The 20638-nt window shown below is 35.0% G+C and carries 18 protein-coding genes; 5 read left to right on the top strand and 13 right to left on the bottom strand.

The window, feature by feature from the left end:
* Positions 1 to 130: 130 nt before the first annotated feature.
* Positions 131 to 700: a GNAT family N-acetyltransferase gene (locus tag R8749_RS02810; protein WP_317697859.1), complete on the top strand. Its 570-nt coding sequence runs from the start codon at positions 131 to 133 to the stop codon at positions 698 to 700.
* 197 nt (positions 701 to 897) lie between these two features.
* On the opposite strand, the gene aguA is transcribed toward R8749_RS02810, so the two are convergent.
* From aguA to R8749_RS02790, 4 genes are all read right to left on the bottom strand, one after another.
* Complete coding sequence (aguA, locus tag R8749_RS02805) at positions 898 to 1995, bottom strand: agmatine deiminase (protein WP_317697857.1); 1098 nt, start codon at positions 1993 to 1995, stop codon at positions 898 to 900.
* Positions 1996 to 2222: 227 nt separating this feature from the next.
* The gene (locus tag R8749_RS02800) at positions 2223 to 3911 is read right to left on the bottom strand and encodes a phosphoenolpyruvate carboxykinase (ATP) (RefSeq protein ID WP_317697856.1); all 1689 of its coding nucleotides are present in this window, start codon (positions 3909 to 3911) and stop codon (positions 2223 to 2225) included.
* Between the two features lie 60 nt (positions 3912 to 3971).
* Positions 3972 to 6755 (bottom strand): FtsX-like permease family protein, encoded by a 2784-nt coding sequence (locus tag R8749_RS02795; protein ID WP_317697855.1) that lies wholly within the window; start codon positions 6753 to 6755, stop codon positions 3972 to 3974.
* A gap of 9 nt (positions 6756 to 6764) precedes the next feature.
* Positions 6765 to 7466 carry an ABC transporter ATP-binding protein gene (locus R8749_RS02790; protein ID WP_317697853.1) on the bottom strand — a complete coding sequence of 234 codons (702 nt, stop codon included), beginning with the start codon at positions 7464 to 7466 and terminating at the stop codon, positions 6765 to 6767.
* 106 nt (positions 7467 to 7572) lie between these two features.
* On the opposite strand from R8749_RS02790, the gene R8749_RS02785 reads away from it, so the two are divergent.
* Positions 7573 to 8532 carry an NAD(P)-dependent oxidoreductase gene (locus R8749_RS02785; protein WP_317698495.1) on the top strand — a complete coding sequence of 320 codons (960 nt, stop codon included), beginning with the start codon at positions 7573 to 7575 and terminating at the stop codon, positions 8530 to 8532.
* On the opposite strand, the gene R8749_RS02780 is transcribed toward R8749_RS02785, so the two are convergent.
* A complete protein-coding gene (locus R8749_RS02780) occupies positions 8529 to 9221 on the bottom strand; it encodes a GTP pyrophosphokinase (RefSeq protein ID WP_317697850.1) in 693 nt (230 codons plus the stop codon). The genes R8749_RS02785 and R8749_RS02780 overlap by 4 nt on opposite strands.
* 95 nt (positions 9222 to 9316) lie before the next feature.
* Here R8749_RS02780 and pepI point away from each other — a divergent pair, with 95 nt between their 5' ends.
* Entirely contained in the window at positions 9317 to 10195 is an 879-nt protein-coding gene (gene pepI / locus R8749_RS02775; RefSeq protein ID WP_317697848.1) for a proline iminopeptidase, read from the top strand.
* A gap of 28 nt (positions 10196 to 10223) precedes the next feature.
* Here the strand turns inward: pepI and R8749_RS02770 are convergent, their stop codons facing one another.
* The 7 genes from R8749_RS02770 to R8749_RS02740 all read right to left on the bottom strand — a co-directional run bounded on the left by R8749_RS02770 (position 10224) and on the right by R8749_RS02740 (position 13710).
* Positions 10224 to 10520, bottom strand: coding sequence for a hypothetical protein (locus R8749_RS02770; RefSeq protein ID WP_317697846.1), 297 nt, complete (start codon positions 10518 to 10520; stop codon positions 10224 to 10226).
* A complete protein-coding gene (locus R8749_RS02765; RefSeq protein ID WP_317697844.1) occupies positions 10520 to 10918 on the bottom strand; it encodes a CPBP family intramembrane glutamic endopeptidase in 399 nt (132 codons plus the stop codon). The genes R8749_RS02770 and R8749_RS02765 overlap by 1 nt, the downstream gene beginning before the upstream one ends.
* A gap of 84 nt (positions 10919 to 11002) precedes the next feature.
* Positions 11003 to 11587 carry a VIT1/CCC1 transporter family protein gene (locus R8749_RS02760; RefSeq protein WP_317697842.1) on the bottom strand — a complete coding sequence of 195 codons (585 nt, stop codon included), beginning with the start codon at positions 11585 to 11587 and terminating at the stop codon, positions 11003 to 11005.
* 9 nt (positions 11588 to 11596) lie between these two features.
* Entirely contained in the window at positions 11597 to 11914 is a 318-nt protein-coding gene (locus R8749_RS02755; RefSeq protein ID WP_317697839.1) for a metal-sulfur cluster assembly factor, read from the bottom strand.
* Between the two features lie 62 nt (positions 11915 to 11976).
* Positions 11977 to 12828: a GRP family sugar transporter gene (locus R8749_RS02750; RefSeq protein ID WP_317697837.1), complete on the bottom strand. Its 852-nt coding sequence runs from the start codon at positions 12826 to 12828 to the stop codon at positions 11977 to 11979.
* 86 nt (positions 12829 to 12914) lie between these two features.
* Positions 12915 to 13280: a carboxymuconolactone decarboxylase family protein gene (locus R8749_RS02745; RefSeq protein ID WP_317697836.1), complete on the bottom strand. Its 366-nt coding sequence runs from the start codon at positions 13278 to 13280 to the stop codon at positions 12915 to 12917.
* A 58-nt stretch (positions 13281 to 13338) separates the two neighbouring features.
* On the bottom strand, positions 13339 to 13710 hold the full coding sequence (locus R8749_RS02740; RefSeq protein WP_317697835.1) for a MerR family transcriptional regulator: 372 nt from the start codon (positions 13708 to 13710) through the stop codon (positions 13339 to 13341).
* Between the two features lie 98 nt (positions 13711 to 13808).
* Between R8749_RS02740 and R8749_RS02735 the strand changes: the two genes are divergently transcribed.
* Together R8749_RS02735 and R8749_RS02730 are read left to right on the top strand one after the other, a co-directional pair.
* Positions 13809 to 15191, top strand: a complete 1383-nt coding sequence (locus R8749_RS02735; RefSeq protein ID WP_317697834.1) for an MDR family MFS transporter — start codon at positions 13809 to 13811, stop codon at positions 15189 to 15191.
* Entirely contained in the window at positions 15169 to 15642 is a 474-nt protein-coding gene (locus R8749_RS02730; RefSeq protein WP_317697832.1) for a TetR-like C-terminal domain-containing protein, read from the top strand. Before R8749_RS02735 ends, R8749_RS02730 begins: the two co-directional genes overlap by 23 nt.
* A gap of 61 nt (positions 15643 to 15703) precedes the next feature.
* Here the strand turns inward: R8749_RS02730 and R8749_RS02725 are convergent, their stop codons facing one another.
* Positions 15704 to 20461: a BspA family leucine-rich repeat surface protein gene (locus R8749_RS02725; protein ID WP_317697830.1), complete on the bottom strand. Its 4758-nt coding sequence runs from the start codon at positions 20459 to 20461 to the stop codon at positions 15704 to 15706.
* Between the last annotated feature and the right edge of the window lie 177 nt (positions 20462 to 20638).

The following is a 20638-nucleotide window of genomic DNA, read 5'->3' as shown; positions in this document are numbered from 1 at the left end:
AAATTAACAGCCTCTTTTTTCAAGTCAATTTTTGATTTAATCAAAGCAGTAATTGTTTAATAATATATGCGTTTAAAATTCAAATTTTAAATATTAATAATTTTATTTTTTTAAAGAGGGATAAATAATCATGGAAATAAGAGCAGCCAAAGAATCAGACTTAATACATTTAATAAATATGGAAATGGTGATAATTGATGAGATGGAGACTCCACTCTATAGAAAGCTCGGAGCAAAAAAATCGGAAGAAATACTTTTAAATGCTAGTCAAAATTATCCAGATTCCAGATATAATTATAGAAGAGCTATCGTAGTAGAGATTGACGATAAAATTGCAGGAATGGCCTATGGATTTCCTAGTGAAGACGAAACTATTGTTAACTTGGAATTAGACCGATTAACTAGAGAGACTGCTAACACTAGTGACACATTTTTTACCGATCAGGAAGTCGTCGGAGATGAATGGTATCTCGATTCACTGGTTGTTAATCCAATGTTTCGAGGGCAAGGAATCGGAACGGCACTTTTAAATCATTTACAGACAAATGCAAAAAAAGCCCATAAAAAGGTTATTGGGCTTAATGTAGATGATAATAATCCTCGTGCTAAAAAACTTTATTTACGTACAGGATTTAAAGACGTAGCCACTATTAAAATCGATTCGCACAATTATACTCACATGCAAAAAGAAGTTGACTAAAAAGCCTCTTATTAGAGTGAGAGTCTTTGCAATAAGTTTACATTATTTATTTGAAGTAATTATTTTGTTTTAAACGATCATAAATATAATAGCGATAAGTTAACTAATTTATCTAGCAGAGATAATAAATATTGATTTCTTTAATAAATTATTTTATGTTTATTTCATACAAAAATATTATTAACTTTTTAACAATATTAAGCTTTAGGTTCTTGTTGAGTAATACAGTGAACATTTCCTCCGCCATATACAATTTCAATAGTGTCAACCCCTACAACCTTCTTATCAGGAAAAATTTCTTTTAACTGTTCTAAAGCCAAGGCATCATTTTTGTCACCGTATTGCGGAACAACTACGCCATTATTGGTGATCAAAAAATTCATATAAGAAGCAATACATAGATCTCCTTCTTCACGAGGAATAGTGCCTTCAACAAAATCAATATTAAAATTCTTTTGAATTGTAACCATTTTTTCTGGACAGCATAACTTATGTACCTTCAATTTTCTGCCTTTAGCATCAGTCATTTCACTTAAACGTTTAAAGGCATCTTGTGAAGCTTCATAAAAAGGACTGCTTTTATCATCAGTATAAATACAAACAACTTCTCCAGGTTTAACAAAACAAGCAACATCATCAACATGTCCGTTGGTTTCATCTGGATCAATACCATCTTTCAGCCATAATACTTTTGAACAATTTAAATAATCACAAAGCTTTTTTTCGATCTCTTCTTTGGTTAATTCTGGATTACGACCCTTACTTAAAAGACACATTTCTGTTGTTAAAACTGTTCCTTGACCATCTACATGGATTGAACCACCTTCTAACACAAAATTATCTGTTCTATAAGAATCAACATGTTCAATTTCACATAACTTTCTTGCAACTAAATCGTCTTGATCCCAAGGAAAGTATAATCCATCTACCAAGCCACCCCATGCATTAAAAGTCCAATCAACTGCTCTTCTCTCACCATGATCATTAATTAAAAAAGCTGGACCGCAATCTCGAACCCAAGAATCATTGTTACTCATTTCGTATACAGAAATTTCCGGTGGTATTTGTTCCCGACAATTTTGAAATTGCTGAGGTGATACTAAAACATTCATGGGAGTAAATTCACTAATAGCTTTTGCTACATTAGCAAAAGCTATTTGCGCGGGTTTTCCTCCGTTTCGCCAATTATCTGGTCTTTCAGGCCAGATCATCCAAACTTTCTCTTGTGGTTCAAATTCTCCCGGCATTCTAAAACCATCTATTTTAGGAGTGCTATTTTTAATTCTTTGTGCCATTTTTGTTCCCTTCTTTAATTATTCTTTTAATCTTAATAATATTTCTAAAAACTCTACATTCTTTGTAAACGCTTACAAAGAGATCATACATGTTAAGTTTAATTTAAAAAAGTGATTTCTTGCTCTTGGTATTCAGATAACAATTATGTATTTTGTTACATTTAGTGAAACGATTTTAAATTGAATCTAAAAAAACGCCGTGCATTAATTACACAGCGTTCTTACTTCTAAGAATTCATGAGAAGATCTAAAAGTTCTTTCGCAGATTTATGGAGACTCTCTTGTGACTTATCATTACCTAAATGAGTATAAATTTCTCCTACATACACTTGATGATCAAACAAGTTTTTAAATACTTTATCAATAACTGGTCTGGTTTTTGCCTCTTCTTGAACAGGACCAAAAGGATTGGCGAAAAATGTGGTGCTCATTCCTTTTTCATCGGTAGTTCCTAAAGCTTTTCGTTTACCAGAAATAAAGGTTTCTTTGGCAGCTTCTTCATTATCAAAACGATGAATCCCGACTTGATCGTCATAGTTATTAGCATAAACAAACATATCAATTTCGTGATGCGCAATCACGTTTTCATAAGAATCCGCGGGAATAATTACCCGCGCATTTTTTTCGTTCGGATTTAAATAGATTCCACGATCCATATTGTTAAATGCAACAGCTGAACTTAGATCGTCCAAACGGACAAAAGCTCCAATTTCAGTCCCTTGCGCATATAATTGATCGCCATCCAGGGCAAAACTGCCCATATCGTCAAATATTGTTTCAATTCTAATTATCTTTTCATCTGCAACATTCTGTAAGGCCTCAATCGATTCTGATTTACCAGCACCTGAGTCTCCGAAAAAGACAACTGTTTTAGTCTTGCCGTTTGTGAATTTAATTTTGACCATTGAACCGTGAATTGGCAGTTTACCTTTATCAATCATTCTAAGATTATGAAGAGTTAGACACATTTTTTTCATGTAGCCAAAATAAGTTGTTTTATCATTATAAGGTACTTCACCAACCCAGATATCATTTTCGGTATCGTGATAGTAATGACATGTCCCTCCTTCAGTTTCTGTGAGACCAAAAAGTAAAATTAAGTCTGGTTTATTTCCTTCAATATCTTTTGCACTGGCAACTTCAAATAAGTTGGCAAGTGAGATGCCGCTGACAAAATAATCACGATGAAAATAAATATAGGCAAGACTTTCGCCAATTTTTGCTGGGAAACAATACCACTCTTCACTCGTTGCAGTAAATTTATGAATCGGGTTTGTTTGAACTGCACTAAAAACGCCTTCCCGTTTATTGCTTGGAGTTTTCATCATCATCGGCGGACGTAACATTAAAGTATCAATAAAACGAATGGATTTTAAAGATTCATAGCCTGAAGGAATCGGCCAATTGTGAGATTGAGTAAGGACACAGGCAGAAGATCCAGCACTTACCTGACGATAAGTTTTATTAGAAAATCCCTGCAGCTTTTCTTCAACTGATCGATAAAAATGAATAATTAAGTCATTAAATTGATTATCAATAATCATGAAATTTTGAGCAATGACATCAGAATCATGCTGATTTAGAACTGAAATTCTTAAGAATGAACGATAAAAAGAATATAAATCTTCAATACTTTGGAGAATTTTATCAGGTTTATATTGACCAAAAATATCAGTTTGATCTAACACAACTGCTTTTATAACTTCCACATATTTTTCGGCAGTTAGATTTTCAAATTCTGGACTATCATCATGAACGTGACTTGCAAGAAATAAGCGAACCACTTCTAAAAATTCTTCACTATTTAACAAGGAAAAAGAATCTAAAATATATTTATTGCTATAATCAATCACGCCAATGTGACGATTTAAATTAAGATAAAGTGCTGGTGTTTCAACATTCTTGTATTTTGCCATTTATTAATTCTCCTTTTCAATTATTATGCCTTAAAATTAAGCTAGATACTATAAATTTCATTAATCTACCGACTTTAAGGCTGCCAACATATCCACATTTCTTAATTTCCGATTGACGAAAATGCCTAAAATAATCGTTATCACAGAAACTACAACTAATGGATATAAAAACGGAATGTAATTTAAAGCTGGATTAAACATCACATCATCCGGGGGAACTGTCACAATAATATATTGATGCAGAAACTCTCCAAATAAGTAACCGACTAGAACGCCAATTAAAGATAAATAAATCGTCTCGCGATAAATGTACATGGTTACCTCTTGATTGTAAAATCCCAAAACTTTAATCGTCGAAAGTTCTCGAATCCGCTCAGTAACATTAATGTTGGTTAAATTATACATAATAACTACTGCTAAAAGCGCTGCAATTATAATCAGAACTACCATAATTTGATCTAGTGCTTTTACAACGACACTAACTTCATTCATGAGGGCAGTATTTTGAACAACACCTGCTACAGCTCCTAATTTCATATAAGATGCTGCTTGATTCTGCACATTTTCAAGCGATCGATCTTTAAGGGTAATTAAATTAGCGTTTGAACTAAATTTTTGGTTAAAAATTTGATGATAGACCTTGGGACTCATAAATACGAAATGACCCATGTACATCTCAGTAACCCCGTCAATTTTCATTTTACGATTATGACCATCAGCGTCTTTTAAAATAATTTTAGAACCTTTTTTTACGTTCAGTAAATTGGCTAACCGTTCTGAAATCACAACGCCTTTACTGGAAAGAGAAAGTTTCTTATGGCCTTGACGTTGATTTAAAGTAATAAAATTTTGCAAATCGCTAACCGATTCAGGAGAAATCATGGTAATCGTCTGAAGATCTCCATTTTTTCCAGCAACTTTGGTCATTTGTTCATAATGTACATTTAAGTTTTGACTTACATTGTTTTGTTTTAGTTTTCGTTCAAACGTTTTTGACTGCTGAGGTGAAACATAATTGTTTTTGGCAACTATTAAATCATATTGAATTAAATCATTAAATTGCCGAGAATTGATACCTGAAATCGAATGCTGAACTGACAAGCCTGCAAAAAGCATACAAACAGCTCCACTAACTCCAAAAATGGTCATATACATTCTTTTTTTGTAACGAAAAATATTTCGTGCTGTTACTTTAGCTGAAAATTTAAGATGATCCCAAATCCAAGTTAAACGCTCTAACAAAATTTTTGAACCAGCTGCCGGAGGTTTTGGTAAAAGTAGATTTGCGGGTTTTTCCTGCAGTTGTCTAGCTGCAACAATATAAGTGGGCACCACTGCACTGATAACCGCCAATAAAAGCGCAACGATAGTAATCGCCGGATCAAAATTAAGTTCAATTTTTGGAACCGTAAATCCTTCTGAGTATGCATGGTCAACAATTAAAGGAATTAAAATGTGCCCCATGATAATGCCAATGGTTGATCCTAAAATAGCTGAAATAAAACCGTATAGCGTAAATTTCTTAATAATATCGTTGTTACGATAACCAAGAGCTTTTAGCGTCCCTGATTTAGTTCGTTCTTCATCGACAAATCTGGTCATCGTTGCCATCGTAACCAATGCCGCCACAAAATAAAGAAAAATTGGAAAAACATTGGCCAATGAATCTACAATGTCAGCAATGTTGCCGTAGATGCCGTACCCTAAACCGCCCGGTGCATCACGGCGATTATAATCTGTATAAACGGGTGTGGGTAAATGATCTAAAGTTGCTTGTCCCCGCTTTAATTTAAACTCTCCCTTTTGAATTTGAGCAAGCACCTGCGGCTTTTTCTCATCAAATTCTTTCTTTTTAGTTTGATAAGCTGATAATTTGGGAGCTAAAGCTTGGCTGGCAGATGCAATTTGTTGTTTACCAGCGTTAGTTTGGGCAAGCGACGAGTTTTTGGCTGCTTTAATTTGATTTTGAACAGCATTAATCTCTTGTTCAGCTTGCTTTAACTTATTCTCCTGATCCTGAAGTTCTTTTTTAGCATCGTTTAATTTTGCGCTTGCTTGAGAAATTTGATGCTCTGAAGATTCTTTAATTGTCGCTAATCGTTCTTGCGGCTGACTCTTTAATAAATCGTTTAAATCTTTTTTATGGTCTTCAACACGTTTATTATATTTATGTGAATAGGGATTAAGCCCTTTAGTATCTCTAAAAGTGAGCCGGGCGATCATATAATAATCACTTTGAAAGTTTTGGGGCAAAACAACAGCGTAACCCTTTAGTTCTCCTGTTCCCGCAGTTGACTCACCTCGATTAACGTAAGAGATTATTTCTCCCGAGTAAACAAAACCCGTGATCTTATAAGAGTGCCGTTTTAAATTTTTATTTCCTGCAGGGTCAGATTTTTCTTTAAATTTTACCTTTTGACCCAATCGATACTTTTTTTGGTAATGAGCATCAATCGCAATTTCATCAGACTTTTCAGGTAAACGCCCTTTAATTACTTGATATTTTGAAACTTTCTTTGGTTTTGAAAAAAGGCGAAAACTATTATGCGTATTATTGATTGTGGCATCTTTAAAATATCCATATTCAATCTGCCTCAGATCATCTATTTGATTTATCTTCTTTTGATCATTTCGGTCAATTCCAAGTGAACCAATAACTGAAATATCAGCGCTATTGAGATCATGAAAATATTTTTCGCCAGTACTTCGCATATCAGGACCAGTAACTTTTAGCCCCACTAAAGCAAAAGATCCTAAAAGCATTAACCCAACAATTGCAAAGAAACGACCTTTAGAATGACTAAAAGATTTCCAGATATCTTTCCATAAAGCCTTCTTTTTCATCGTTCACCTCTACCAAGTTATATCTTGAATCGATTTAGGGTTATTATTTTCTTCAATTTTCTCAATTTTTGCATCACGCATCCGAATTACCCGATCACCAATCGGTGCAATTGCTGCGTTATGAGTAACTATTATTACTGTTGCTCCCTTTTTGCGGCTCATATCTTGAATAATTTGTAAAACTTGTTTGCCAGTTTCAAAATCAAGCGCTCCTGTTGGTTCATCACATAATAAAATTTTCGGATTTTTGGCTACTGCCCGCGCAATTGCTACTCGCTGCTGTTCTCCACCAGAAAGCTGAGCCGGAAAATTATTAATTCTTTTTTCTAATCCAACATCTTTTAAAGTCTGTTCGGCATCGAGTGCTTCGCTAACAATTTCAGAAGCTAATTCGACATTCTCTTTTGCGGTCAAATTCTCGACTAAGTTATAAAATTGGAAAACAAATCCGACGTCATTACGCCGATAAGTTGTTAACTGCCGTACATCATACTTTGCAATATTATTGCCATCAATAACTACGTCCCCTTCATCGTTGGTATCCATGCCGCCTAAAATATTCAACAGAGTTGATTTTCCAGCACCCGAAGCTCCCAAGATAATTGCCAATTCTCCCTGCTTAATGTTAAAAGTAACATCATTATTCGCAACTATCGTTGTATCACCCATTTTATAACGCTTATAACTATGTGCGACTTCAATATAATCCATATGTCCCTCCGCAAAATTAAAACTTGATCTATCAAAAATTATTATTACTGGTATTCTATACTTAATTCAGTTAATTGGGTTAACAAATTTTAAGAAAGGACCAATAATAATGAAAGTTTATATTACCGATCCAATCCCAAAAGTAGCTAGAGAAAAATTAGAAGAAAATCATTTAGAAGTTACTACTTTTGATGGAAATGGAAAATTAATTATCGAAAAAGAATTGATTCAAGCTGTCGAAAACACTGATTTTTTAATTACTTCTCTTTCTACCAAGGTGTCCCCTAACGTAATTGATCACGCTAAAGACTTAAAACTAATTGCTAATTTTGGAGCAGGATTTAATAACATTGATACAGTTTATGCCAGAAAAAAAGGAATATTAGTAACTAATACTCCCTTGGTTTCCACAAATTCTGTTGCCGAAGTAACTCTTGCCTTAATGCTTAGTATAAGTCATCGAATTGTCGAGGGTGATACTTTAATGCGAAATAATGGATTTTCAGGTTGGCAGCCTTTGTTCTTTCTTGGTCATGAACTTGCTGGTAAAACTCTTGGAATTGTCGGATTAGGACATATTGGCAAGGCTGTTGCAAATTTAGCACAAAATTTTTCAATGAATGTTAAATACTGGCAGCCACGTCGCTTAAATTCTGAACAGGAAAGTATTCTTAATGTTGAATATCGTGATTTTGAAGATTTAATTAAGAATGCAGATTTAATTACAATTCATGCGCCAGCTAATAAAGATAATTTTCATCAATTTAATACCGATATTTTTAATAAAATGAAAGAAAGTTCTTTCATTATCAACGCTGCCAGAGGACCAATTATTGACGAAAAAGCTTTAGTGTCAGCGTTAAAAGAAAAACAAATTGCCGGAGCTGCTCTTGATGTTTATGAAAACGAACCCAATGTTGAACCAGAACTAAAGAAGATGAAAAATGTAATATTAACTCCTCATATCGGTAATGCAACGGTTGAAGCACGCAATGCAATGGCCGAAATTGTTGTCGATAATATTATGAAAGTGATTCGTGGTGAAGAAGTTACAACAGTTAACTAATTTTGCGGATACAGATCTTTGAAAATCTCGCGCATTTTTGTATCCATATTGCTTAACTCTTCAGCATATACCTCAAGATCTGCTTGATATTGTTTCTTTACCTTTGGGTCTAAGTTGTTCTTATAAACCAATTCGTGTTCTAAACTAGCCCAAAAATCCATACCAATTGTTCTGAACTGAACTTCAACTGGAATATCATAAACTCCATCAGTTTGAAACACTGGAACCGAAAAAATTACATGCAAACTACGATATCCATTATTTTTCGGATTTTTGATATAATCTTTTTCTTTAATTACCGTTATGTCACTCTGTTGTTTTAATAGATCAGCAACCGAATAAGCATCATCAATATAGCTGGTCACAACTCTAATCCCGGCAACATCAAAAATATTATTTTGAATACTTTCAACATTGATTGGCAATTTCTTTCGATTTATTTTACCCATTAAACTTTCAGGAGACTTCATCCGGGCCTCGATTGAATGAATTGGAGCATAATCATAGGTTAAACGAAAATCATCATCTAAATTACTTAGTTTAGTCCCAATTTCATTTGCCCCGGCCTGATATCTCTGATACATTCTAACTAAGCTCTCGATATTTTTCATCTCATCTTCGGAAATTACGTGCTTAAATTCTTGTCTAATTCTTGAAAGGTTAATAAAATTATTGCGCTGATTAATCAATTTGAACTCCTAATGTTTTTATAGATTATAATTTATCATAATTATCAAATTTTTAATCGGCCAGAAGTTGTATTCACAACAATAAAAGGAAAAAAATGAAAATAAGTGAAGGCTATATGCCATTTTTAAAATACCAAACGTATTACCGGATTGTCGGAGAAAATAACTCGCTGAAAGCTCCACTCCTCCTAATTCATGGCGGTCCCGGTTCATCTCACAATTATTTTGAAGTGCTTGATGACTATAGCAAAACTGGCCGTCAATTAATTATGTATGACCAAATCGGCTGCGGTAAATCATCGATCCCTGAAGACGAAACAATCTATGTCAAAGAAACCTGGATTAACGAGTTGATTGCTTTAAGAGATTATCTTCAGCTCGATCAAGTTCACATTGTAGGACAATCATGGGGCGGGATGCTCTCACTATCATATTTGTCTGAATTTCACGCAACGGGCATCAAAAGTTTGATGACAAACGGCGCTGCCGCTTCAATTAAATTATGGAATCAAGAACAGCAGCGTTTAATGAAGTATTTATCGTATGAAGATCAAATTGCAATCAAAGAGGCCGAAAAGTCTCAAGATTTTGATAATGTGAAATACCTTGCCGCCTGTGATCGGTTTTTAAGAAAATTCTGTGGCGACGGAGTTAGCAAGGACTTACCGGAATCTCTTCAAAGGCCCACTAACGGCGAACGAGTGGGATTAGTTACGGGAGGTGAAGACATGTTTAACGAAGATGGGACAATCAGTGATTTTGAAATTACCGATCAATTATCTAAAATTAAAACTCCTGTCTTAATTACCAGCGGTACAGATGACTTCTGTACTCCTCTGATCTCTAAAAGTATTTATGATCAAATTCCGAACGCTAAATGGCACTTATTTAATAACAGCCGCCATTTAGCTTTTCTCGATCAGCCGGATGAATTTATAAATGTGCTTGATCAATGGCTTAAAGATAACGATTAAAAAACGAGGCTTAATTACGGCCTCGTTTTTATATTTTCCTGTATACCATTAAAACTATAATCGTTGAGATAACTATTTTTACCAGAAAGTGACTGGGATGAACTTTGCCTAAAGTTATTTTCCCGTTTAAAACACCTACATATAACGCTAAACCCAGACCTAATATTAACCAAATTATGCTCATAAAATTTAAAACAATCAAAACTGCCGCCAAAATATTTAAAATATAAAGCCAGATTGGCATCTTTTTTGTTGTAAACATCGTGTACGATGCAGCAAAGGCAAATAGAGCTGCATAAATATATGCAATAATACTTCCAATCATTAAGGTTTATCTCCCAGTTTAATTGCCTTTATAATATCACGACTGATTAAAATACTAATTAAGTTAATAAGAAAATGAATTAAAACTGCATTAATCAGACTTTTAGTTTTAAGTTGAACCCATATCAGCAAAATTCCTGCAAGAATAAAAAAAAAATTACCTAGAAATGTTTTCTCAAAATGCAAAATAACAAAAATGCTTAAGCTAATAGCAATTCCTAAGATCAAATATCCATTATCATTCAAAGTTTCTAAAATCACTTTTCGACAAATAATTTCTTCAATGATGGGTGAAAATATTAATGCTTGAAAAATTAATGATGAATTTAGTTTAACGGATTCACCAGCAGGATAGAACTTTAAAACCAAAAATAAAACAAGACCAATCGGATTTTTCAAAGTTTGAAGTTTTCACCATTAATAATCCTCTTAAAGATTGATTGCAATATTACGACATTATTTGTTTACCGTTTAGTCAAAGAACTACGACAAAACTACTCCCAAAACATAGGTAATAAAAATTGTTAAAAATCCGATCAAAAGATTTCGTAGAATTGTTTTCCACATTGGAACTTCTGTACCCCAAGTGCTGACAATCGCGTTTAGCAATAATGATATTCCCATGGCAATTGCAGTAATCAACACCCGATAAGGTTTTGGGGATAAGGTAATTGCCGCAAGCGGGATAAGGGAACCTAAAATAAAAGAAACAAATGATGTAGCAGCTGCATGAAAAGGCATTAATAGATCGTTTTGCTGTAGTTTAATCGGACAGTCTTCACATTCTTCAGCGGTCTGCTGTCGTTCCATTTCTTTAAGTTGTAAGTCATGCTGGGTACTAACTGACATCCACTCTCCACCAGCCATCGAACAAGCGCCTGCCAACATGCCAGAAATACCGCTAATAAAAAGTGTTTTAGGGTCTAAATTAGCTCCGGCAGCTCCTAAAACAATTCCGGACACTGAGATAATGCCATCATTTGCACCTAAAATACTTGCTCTTAAGACGTTTAAGTGATCCCAAAAGTGAGTTTTCCTTCTTTTCTCTGACTTTAAAATGTTTAACATTATCCCTCCTTAAATTCCTAAAAGGTAGCGTGCACTTCGGCTAATTCGATCGATACTCCATGCTGGTTCCCAGACTAAATTGATTTTACAAGTGTCAATTCCCTCAACAGCAGTTACCGCTTCGTTAATATCTTTATTCAGCCATTCAGTTAAAGGGCATCCTACGGTAGTCAATGTCATATCGATTATGCATTGTGATTCGTGACAGCTGATATTATAAATTAATCCCAAACTAACAAGATCAACTCCCAATTCAGGATCAATTACTTTTTTTAAAGCAGCTAAAACTTGATCTTCGAGTTGTTCATCTATTTCACGATTCTTCATTAAGTCCCCTTTTATAAATAACTACTATACTAATAATTTTACTACTTTTAAACAAATTAATTTTATAAAAATGCGGTCACACAGCTTGCAATCAAGATCAATGCTAATCCAGAGATAGTTTTCACTAAATCTTTTCCTTTTTGGTGCTCTTTTAAAATAAAAATACTTCCTAAAGTGGAAATAACAACATTAAGCTGTCCAATGACAAAAGCTGTGTTAACCCCTACTTTACGAGCTGCAAAAATATAAGCCAACGAGGCTAACCCATATAAAATTCCCGGTATAATATTTAACCAGCTCTGCTTTTGTTTCACCACTTGATTATTTTTATACAATGAATAGATAATGGCAACCGTAAATGTTCCTAACATTTGAATTGAAAACAGCTGAAGCCCATTAACATTAATTGCCTTTGGAATGCAGCTATAAACCCAATATCCAATACTAGTTATAAACAATGGCAAATAGTCTTTAATATTTTGATCTTTGGTTTGCTTTCCAGTTTTAGAAATAACATAAACTCCTATGATTAAAACAATAATTGCTGCAAATCCAATCACCTTATTTATTACTCCAGTCCATTCCCCAAAGGCAATCACTCCGATAATTGACGTTCCAGTTAACTGTAAACCAGTCGAAATTGGCATTGTTTTAGAAATTCCAATGGTTCGAAAACTCATAAATTGGCCTAACTGACCAATTGCCCAAGCAGCACCTGAAATAAAGCTTAGTCCAAAAGTTAATAGAGTTAACCCGCTAATATTACCCACAATTAAAAAAGCTCCAATACTAGTAATTAAAGCTCCCAAACCAGTGCCAAACATTTCATTTGATGTATGACCGTTAATCTTCTTAATAATCAACGGGTTGATTCCCCAAAAAATCGCCGGCAATACTGCTAATAATAAATACATTCTTTTCTCCCTATTCGAAGTTACGTTTCACTAATCAAAAACGCACTAGTCATTAGTTTAAAACAAAATTTCAAATAGAAAAACAACTAATTTTTTTTAAAAATTTCTTTCGCGATATTTATTGCGTTTAACACCCGTGGAAAACCAATATAAGGAATACATTGAATAAAAGTTTCAACTATTTCATTTTTCGTTAAACCAACATTCAAAGCTCCATTAATATGAACATTTAATTGTGACGATGTGTCCCCTTGAATTAAAAGTGCAGTAATGGTAATCATTTCCCGCTGCTTTAAATTTAAACCCGAACGATTATAAATATCTCCAAAAGCAAATTCGAAAATATATTTCCCGACATCCGGCGCAATTTCTTCCAAGGATTTAATTACTGCATCTCCTGCCTTGCCGTCAACTTTCTTTAGTGTTTCTTTTCCAATTGTTAATCGTTCCATTTTTAAACCAACTTTCTTAATTATTGCATTAAGCGTACAAGCTGGTGTTAACTCCAGGTCAAGACTTATTTAAATCATTCTTCATGTTTTGATACATTTTGATTTTTTGAGCCAAAAAATCTAAGTGACTTTGGATTTCTGTTTGCTGCCCCAGTAAAAGTTTCTGCTGATTTCCTAAAAGAAGCATTCGTTCATCAATAGTTGAATTTCCCTTACGTCTTAATTCAGCATACTTTTTTATATCTTTAATCGGCATGCCGGTTAGTTTTAAACGTTTAATAAATTCAACCCATTTAAGATCTGATTCAAGAAATTGTCGATGACCATTTTTAGCTCTTTGCGGTTTAATGAGACCTTCCTTTTCATAATACCTCAAAGTATCAATCGTCAAATTAACTTTCTTCGCAAATTCTCCAATTTCATAACTCATTTTTTCTCCTTACCCGACACCCTGTCTAAATTTGTTGGTTGTTTGAGTTTTTACCCGATGCAATACTAATAATCATCAATTCTTGAAAGAAGGAAAATATGAATTCAAAAAAGAATAATTTGATTTTTAGTACCCTGCTTTGTGGAGCAATTGTTACTTCTTTACTTCAAACCGCCCTTACTACGGCACTTCCAAATATTATGAAAGAACTCCAGCTAACTGCCGCTACTGCTCAGTGGCTGACCAGTGCTTTTAGTTTAACTATGGCCGTCATGATCCCCGCAACAGCATTTTTAATCAAGCGATTTTCAACTCGTCAGATCTTCATTTCTGCAATGACATTTTTTACAGTTGGGACTTTGATCAGCTGGCTTGCTAAAAACTTCGGTATTCTATTAATAGGAAGAATTTTTCAAGCACTTGGCAGTGGAATTATTCTACCTTTAACCCAAGTTGCTGTTATGACGATGTATCCTGTAGAAAAGCAAGGCACAATCATGGGAGTTTTTGGCTTAGCAACCGGGGCGGCCCCAGTTATTGCTCCGACACTGACTGGTATTGCCATTGATTTATGGAATTGGCGCAGTATTTTTTTGATCAGTCTAATTCTTGCTGCCTCAACTCTAATTCTCTCACTTTTTACAATTAAAAATGTTACCCCAACTGAAAAAATCAAATTCGATCTTTGGTCAATGATTCTATGTACTGTTGGATTAAGTGGCATTTTAATCGGATTAAGCAATTTAACGTCTGATAATTTTGCTAAGGCAGTCATTCCACTAATCATCGGGATCATTAGTCTTATAATATTTTCAAAAAGACAGTTAAATCTTAAATCTCCATTTCTTGAACTTAAAACGTTAAAAACTAAAAACTTTCGAGTAGCGGTTATTATTAGTATCTTGCTGTACGCTGTCATGATGGGAGGATCAACAGTTTATCCAATTTTGATTCAAAGTGTGATGAAGAAATCAGCGATGATCTCTGCATTAGTAATGCTTCCTGGATCTCTCGCGATGGCGCTTATTAACCCTTTTACTGGTCGTTTTTTTGATCGTTTTGGAATTAACAAATTAGTGATTGGCGGCAGTATCTTAATGTTCATCAGCTGTCTCGGAGTTTCATTTGTCAGTTCTTTTACTCCAATTGGACTTTTAATAGTTTTCTATTTGATGCGTTTATTAGCAATTGGGTGTATTATGATGCCAATTGTAACTTGGGGAATGCAGAATCTTCCTAGTGAACAAGTGGCTCACGGAACTGCGCTTTTAACCGCTCTAAGAACTGTTAGCGGTGCTTTTGGAACAGCAATTTCAATGGAAATTATGACTGAGATCTCAGCACCTAAACCTGTTAATTATGCTGGCGTTCGAGTTGCATTTGTTACGATCACGATAATCGCTTTAATTCAGTTAATTATTTCCCTTATTAATTTTCGAACTATTAAAAGAGAACCTTATGAAAACACAAAAGAAAAGTAAAGAAGGTCGCAAAAAAATTCAATCAGCCGTGATTGATCTTTTAAAAGATCATGAATTTAGCGAACTAAAAGTTACTGCTATCTGCCAAAAAGCAAAGATTAACCGCTCGACTTTTTACGATAATTACCTTGATATATTCGATCTTGCAGATCAACTGAGGGAATACTTGACTCAACAATTTATTGAACTGCAAAAAGATATTCATGAACCCAATTTTTTAAAACTATTGGAAAATATTAAGCAAAATCAAGATCAATATCGAATTTTCTTTAAAATGCAGCTTCATGTTGGGCTTGCTGAACAAATTGATGATAATTTTAATCAACAAAACAAATACGAAAAAATCTTTTTTCGCGCAGGAGTTGAAGCAGTAATTTCAAACTGGCTAATTAATAACTGTCAAGAATCACCAGCAGAAATTGCGAAAATCATTGAAGAATATAAGAAATAATACTTACTAAACGATCCTTTATACAAAAAGAGCAATGATCTTTCTCATTGCTCAAAATTTTTTAAGGTGTGGTTTCAACTAAGGTGAAAGTCACTGTCCCCTTATAAGTTCCAGTTGCTGGAATTGCCATTGGCGAGGACTTAAACACTAAGTTCCAAGGTTTATTCCACTCATCTTGATAACCGACACCGGTACTCGTACCTGAATAGAGCTCTGCAGCCGTTGATGTTATCTGATGTTCTCCCGCTGAATCTTTAATATATAGCGGATTTCCATCAATCTTCTTCGTTGAATCATCTGATTTCACCAAATCAGTTGCTTCAACTGTCACCTGCCATTGTTTATTCGTTCGAAGATTTCTGCTGTCAGTTACATCGATACTTTGCGGTTCACTTTCGTATTTTTCATGATTAACTGGTGGCTTTCGAGTTCCTAAATCGATCTCGGTTGGAGCTGTAAAACCAAGTTTACCCACTTGATACCAGACATAAGTTCTCGTATCTGTATGCGGTAATTGCGAATCGGCAATAATATCATCAGCGGTTTTCACCGCCCCATTTGGCTCGTGGTCATTAGTCGATGTCCCCAATTCCTGCCACTTAGCATCTTTACAATAATACTCTCCTGTTGGATCAGCTAAATCAACGATCTGACTTCCCGGCGTTGGATTTACAAAATACGGGTCAAAAGTTTGCCATCCTGACTTTGCTTTTGGATAAATTTTAGTCTTCGGTCCTAAAGTTAATTTCCAAAGCTTGGGGGTATTATCAAACAGATGATCCATAGTAAATGAACCTGGATAGATACTAGGACCTAATTTAGAGGTATCAAAATTATTCAAATTAAGACTGGTTAGCGAGGTACAATTTTGAAACATACTAACAATAGTTCCTCTACCATAAGTATCATAGTATTGTCCAAGACTACTGGTATCCCAGGCACTTAAATCTAGTTTTTGTAATGAACTGCAGTTTTGAAACATATATGCAAAAGTTTTTGTTGTAGTTGTATTTAAATGACTAACGTCTAAATCAGTCAAAGAAGAACAATAAGAAAACATCGAATCCATTTTTATTACATTAGCTGTATTTAGTTTTGTCACATCTAAACTCGTTAAAGAAGAGCAGCCTCTAAACATGGATCCCATATCCTTAACCATCCCAGTTATCCATTTAGTAACATCTAGATTAGTAAGCGAATTACAACCTGAAAATACTCCATTCATGTCAGTTACTCTTCCTGTATACCAATTACTAACATCCAAACTCGGAATAGATCTACATCCATAAAAAATCCATTTCATATTCTGCAAACTGTTGGTCTGAAAATTGCTTACATTTAAATTGGTTAATCCAATACAATTGTAGAAAGCATAACTCATGTCAGTAACGTGGCTTACATCAAAATTAGTAAAATTTAAATCAGTTAAAGCTATACAACTACAAAATGTATAACTCATATTAGTAACCTGACTCGCACCCCAATGACTTACATCTAGAGTAGCTAATTTACCACAGCCATAAAATGAATACTGAAGGGTTTGAACTTTACTTAAATTCCAATTTGTCACTGCCAATTCAGGTAAATTTCCACATCCATAAAATAGGTAACTCATGTCAGTAACATTACCTGTATCCCAGCTGCTAACATCTAAATGATTTAAAGCAGTACAACCATAAAACATCCGAAACATGTTAGTAACACTAGATGTATTCCAGTTACTAGTGTCTATAGTTGGTAAAATTTCACAGCCTTCAAACATATTGTTCATTGTCTGAACACTTCCCGTATTCCAATTACTAGTATTAAGGTTATTAAGTAATTTACAATTATAAAACATATAAGCCATTTGAGTAACCTGACTCGTATCCCATCTACTAGTATCAACCGTTGGCAGAGCCACACAACCTTGAAACATTGAGCCCATTTTTGTAACATGACTCGTATCCCAATTGCTAACATCAATTGAGGTTAATATCGGACATGACAAAAACATACTGGTCATATTGGTAACATGGCTCGTATTCCAACGATCAAAATCAATGGAAGCTAATTTATTACAATTATAAAACATCGCACTCATATTAATAACTTGGCTCGTATCCCAGTTGTTGAGATCAAGTTGAGTTAATTTACTGCACCCTGCAAACATCTGACTCATATCGGTAACTTGACTCGTATCAAAATGAGTCACATCGATGGTCAGTAAAGCGCAGCCATAAAACATCGAACCCATAGTTGTCACTTTGCTGGTGTCAAAATGAGTAACATCGATGGTCGGTAAAGCGCAGCCATAAAACATCTGACTCATATCGGTAACTTGACTCGTATCAAAATGAGTCACATCAAGTGCTGGTAAAGAAGAGCAGCCGTAAAACATCGAACCCATAGTTGTCACTTTGCTGGTGTCAAAATGAGTAACATCAAGTGATGGTAAAGACATGCAGTTCGCAAACATAAAACCCATATCTATCACCTGACTAGTATCAAAATGAGTCACATCCAAACTGGTCAGAGCCTTACAGTAACTAAACATACCGCTCATATCTGTGACTTTCCTGGTGTCAAAATGAGTGACATCTAAACTCTTCACTTGTCTGCATTGATCAAACATTCCTCTCATATTCGTGACATTGCTTGTCACAAGCGGCGTGACATTGAGAATTGGAATTAAACATCCAGAAAACATTTCGCTCATATCGGTCACTTGACTCGTATCAAAGTGGCTTAAATCTAAAGATGTTAATCCACTACCCTTAAACATCTGACTCATATCAGTAACATTACTGGTATCAAAGTGGGTTAAATCTAAACTAGTCAAAGCATAACATCCCGAAAACATTCCGCTCATATCAGTAACATTACTGGTATCAAAGTGGCTGACATCTAGACTGCTGAATCTACCACTAAACATTGAATTCATATCAGTCACCTGACTGGTATCAAGTTGTGCCAAACCAACTATTTCTACCCCCCTATAGTTATCTGCAAAATTAAACAATCTGTATAAAGATCCTTTTGCGGTTACTCCCGGTTCAAGAACTACTTTGTTTATATACGAGCCCCTTCTTCCATTATAGGATTCCCAAGGCCAGCCGGTTACTAACTGATTATTTTCATCACGATAAGTTACCTTATCCGTATCCCAATTCAGCTCATGCGGGTGAATTGTTAACGTGCGACTACTATAATCATAATCCCACCAAGTGCCGTCCCGCAGCCAAAAGTCTTTCTTCATCCCGTCAACACTCTTCGCCGTCAGCTTCACCGGTGCTGCTTTGGCGTTCAGGTTCTCAGGCATTGCTGCCTGCCACTTCTCTTTAGTATCTCCACTTCTGGCTGTAAGTGCATTAGCTGTCAAATTAGGTTTGGTGGTAATCTTTAATGGTTCGTTATCATGGGGCTTTCCCGCGTTATCTTTATAGCTTAAGTAAAACTTCGTTGTCTCTGGGTGACTGATCTTACCGCTAAAAGTTTTCATCCCGCTATAAATTGAGCTCTGGTCCAGTTCAACCTTAGGTAAGGCAACTTTTACTTGATTGACCGCTGCATTAGTCTTCTGCGTCACAACCCCGTCTGCTGTTTTTAAAGTGATTTTAGCGGTATTGGGTTTCCCTAACTTTAAATCGTCTTTATCACTCTGCAGGCCCTGTTGAGGATTTACCTTACCTTTAATTAAAACTGAATACGTATGACCATAAAAGTCTGAACTCTTTAATGCTTCTGCTGCAGCATCAATTGTTAAATGATGACCCTTAATCATTACTTGAAAATTGTTGGTAACATCTTCCTGCAGTTCATTGGTAATCACAATGTCTTTCGGTTCGACTGACCAGACTGGATCTAGTTCATCATCAATCTGATTCCAACCTAAATACCCAGCTGACTTACTTGGAATATTCTGCTGCAGCAGATATAAAGGACGTACTTTATTAGGTGCTGCTTTGGTTTCTGTTAGTTTTCCTTGAAATTGATCAGTCTTCGTTTCTTCTGAACTCTCTGCTGGATCAACAGTTTCATCAATCCCCGTCATCCTCGCCTGAGGCATCTCAATCTCAACTACTGAACTGCTGCTTAAATTAAGCTGTCCTGCTTCTGCTCCGATATTCTGTAAGGTGTAGTCAAGTTCTGCCTGATTCTCATAGACTGCCGTAAAGCGATTATGTTCACTAACAGTATTAACCTTGAAATTAGTATAACTTTGATCAGAATTAGTCTGAACTAAAGAATCTCCCCGACTGTAGATCTGCTTAAGCTGATTAAGCTTCAGTCCTATTTCTTCATTTGGCTTTAACTGGTCAATTGTAAAATGACCATCTATTGCTATCGGGGTCTTTGTCCCATGCAGCAAGAACTGCAGCTTCATCTGAGCTTTAGCGTTCCTTCCAGTGAGGGTAATGCTGCCGATTGGCGCCACCGTTACTTTTGATGCATTTTGGGCAGTTACGGTTAATACTGCATCAATCAGCTTACCGCTTGCAGTAATCCCGGCGTTAGAATAAGTAACTTCACCTGAGATTTCATTGTTAACTGCATTAAACTGATAGGTATTACGGTTAAGCTTAACTGCATTAGAACTGGCAGTAACTTTTGAGTTTTCTGCCAAAGCTAAAGAGAAAGCATCCTTACCAGCCAGAGGTTGATTTAAATCGGTGCTTACTTGAGAAAGTTTGGTAATCGATAAAGTATCTTCAGCTTTTGAATTAAAAGCCAGAAATTGTTTACCGAGGAAGGTCAAGATTAAGGCAACCAGGATCAAAACCTGCCAAAACAAGATAATATTAAAACGTCGTCTCCCATTTTCTGAATTAAAATTCATGTTAAAGCTCCTTAAGAAACAAAATAATAAGTGAAAGGAAATAAATATCCAAAGAAATTATATCATCACAGCAGAAAAGAGTTTTTTTTTTTTTTTTTTCTTAATAACATAATTTTAAACAGAGGGGTCTAACATCAAGGGGGACGGGCAATGGAAGAAAGAGAACCGATTTTTGTA

It is taken from the genome of Xylocopilactobacillus apis, from assembly GCF_033095965.1.
In the GTDB taxonomy this organism is placed as follows: domain Bacteria; phylum Bacillota; class Bacilli; order Lactobacillales; family Lactobacillaceae; genus Xylocopilactobacillus; species Xylocopilactobacillus apis.
Note: the sequence above shows the minus strand (reverse complement) of the source record. Positions and strands in the feature narration are given on the sequence as shown.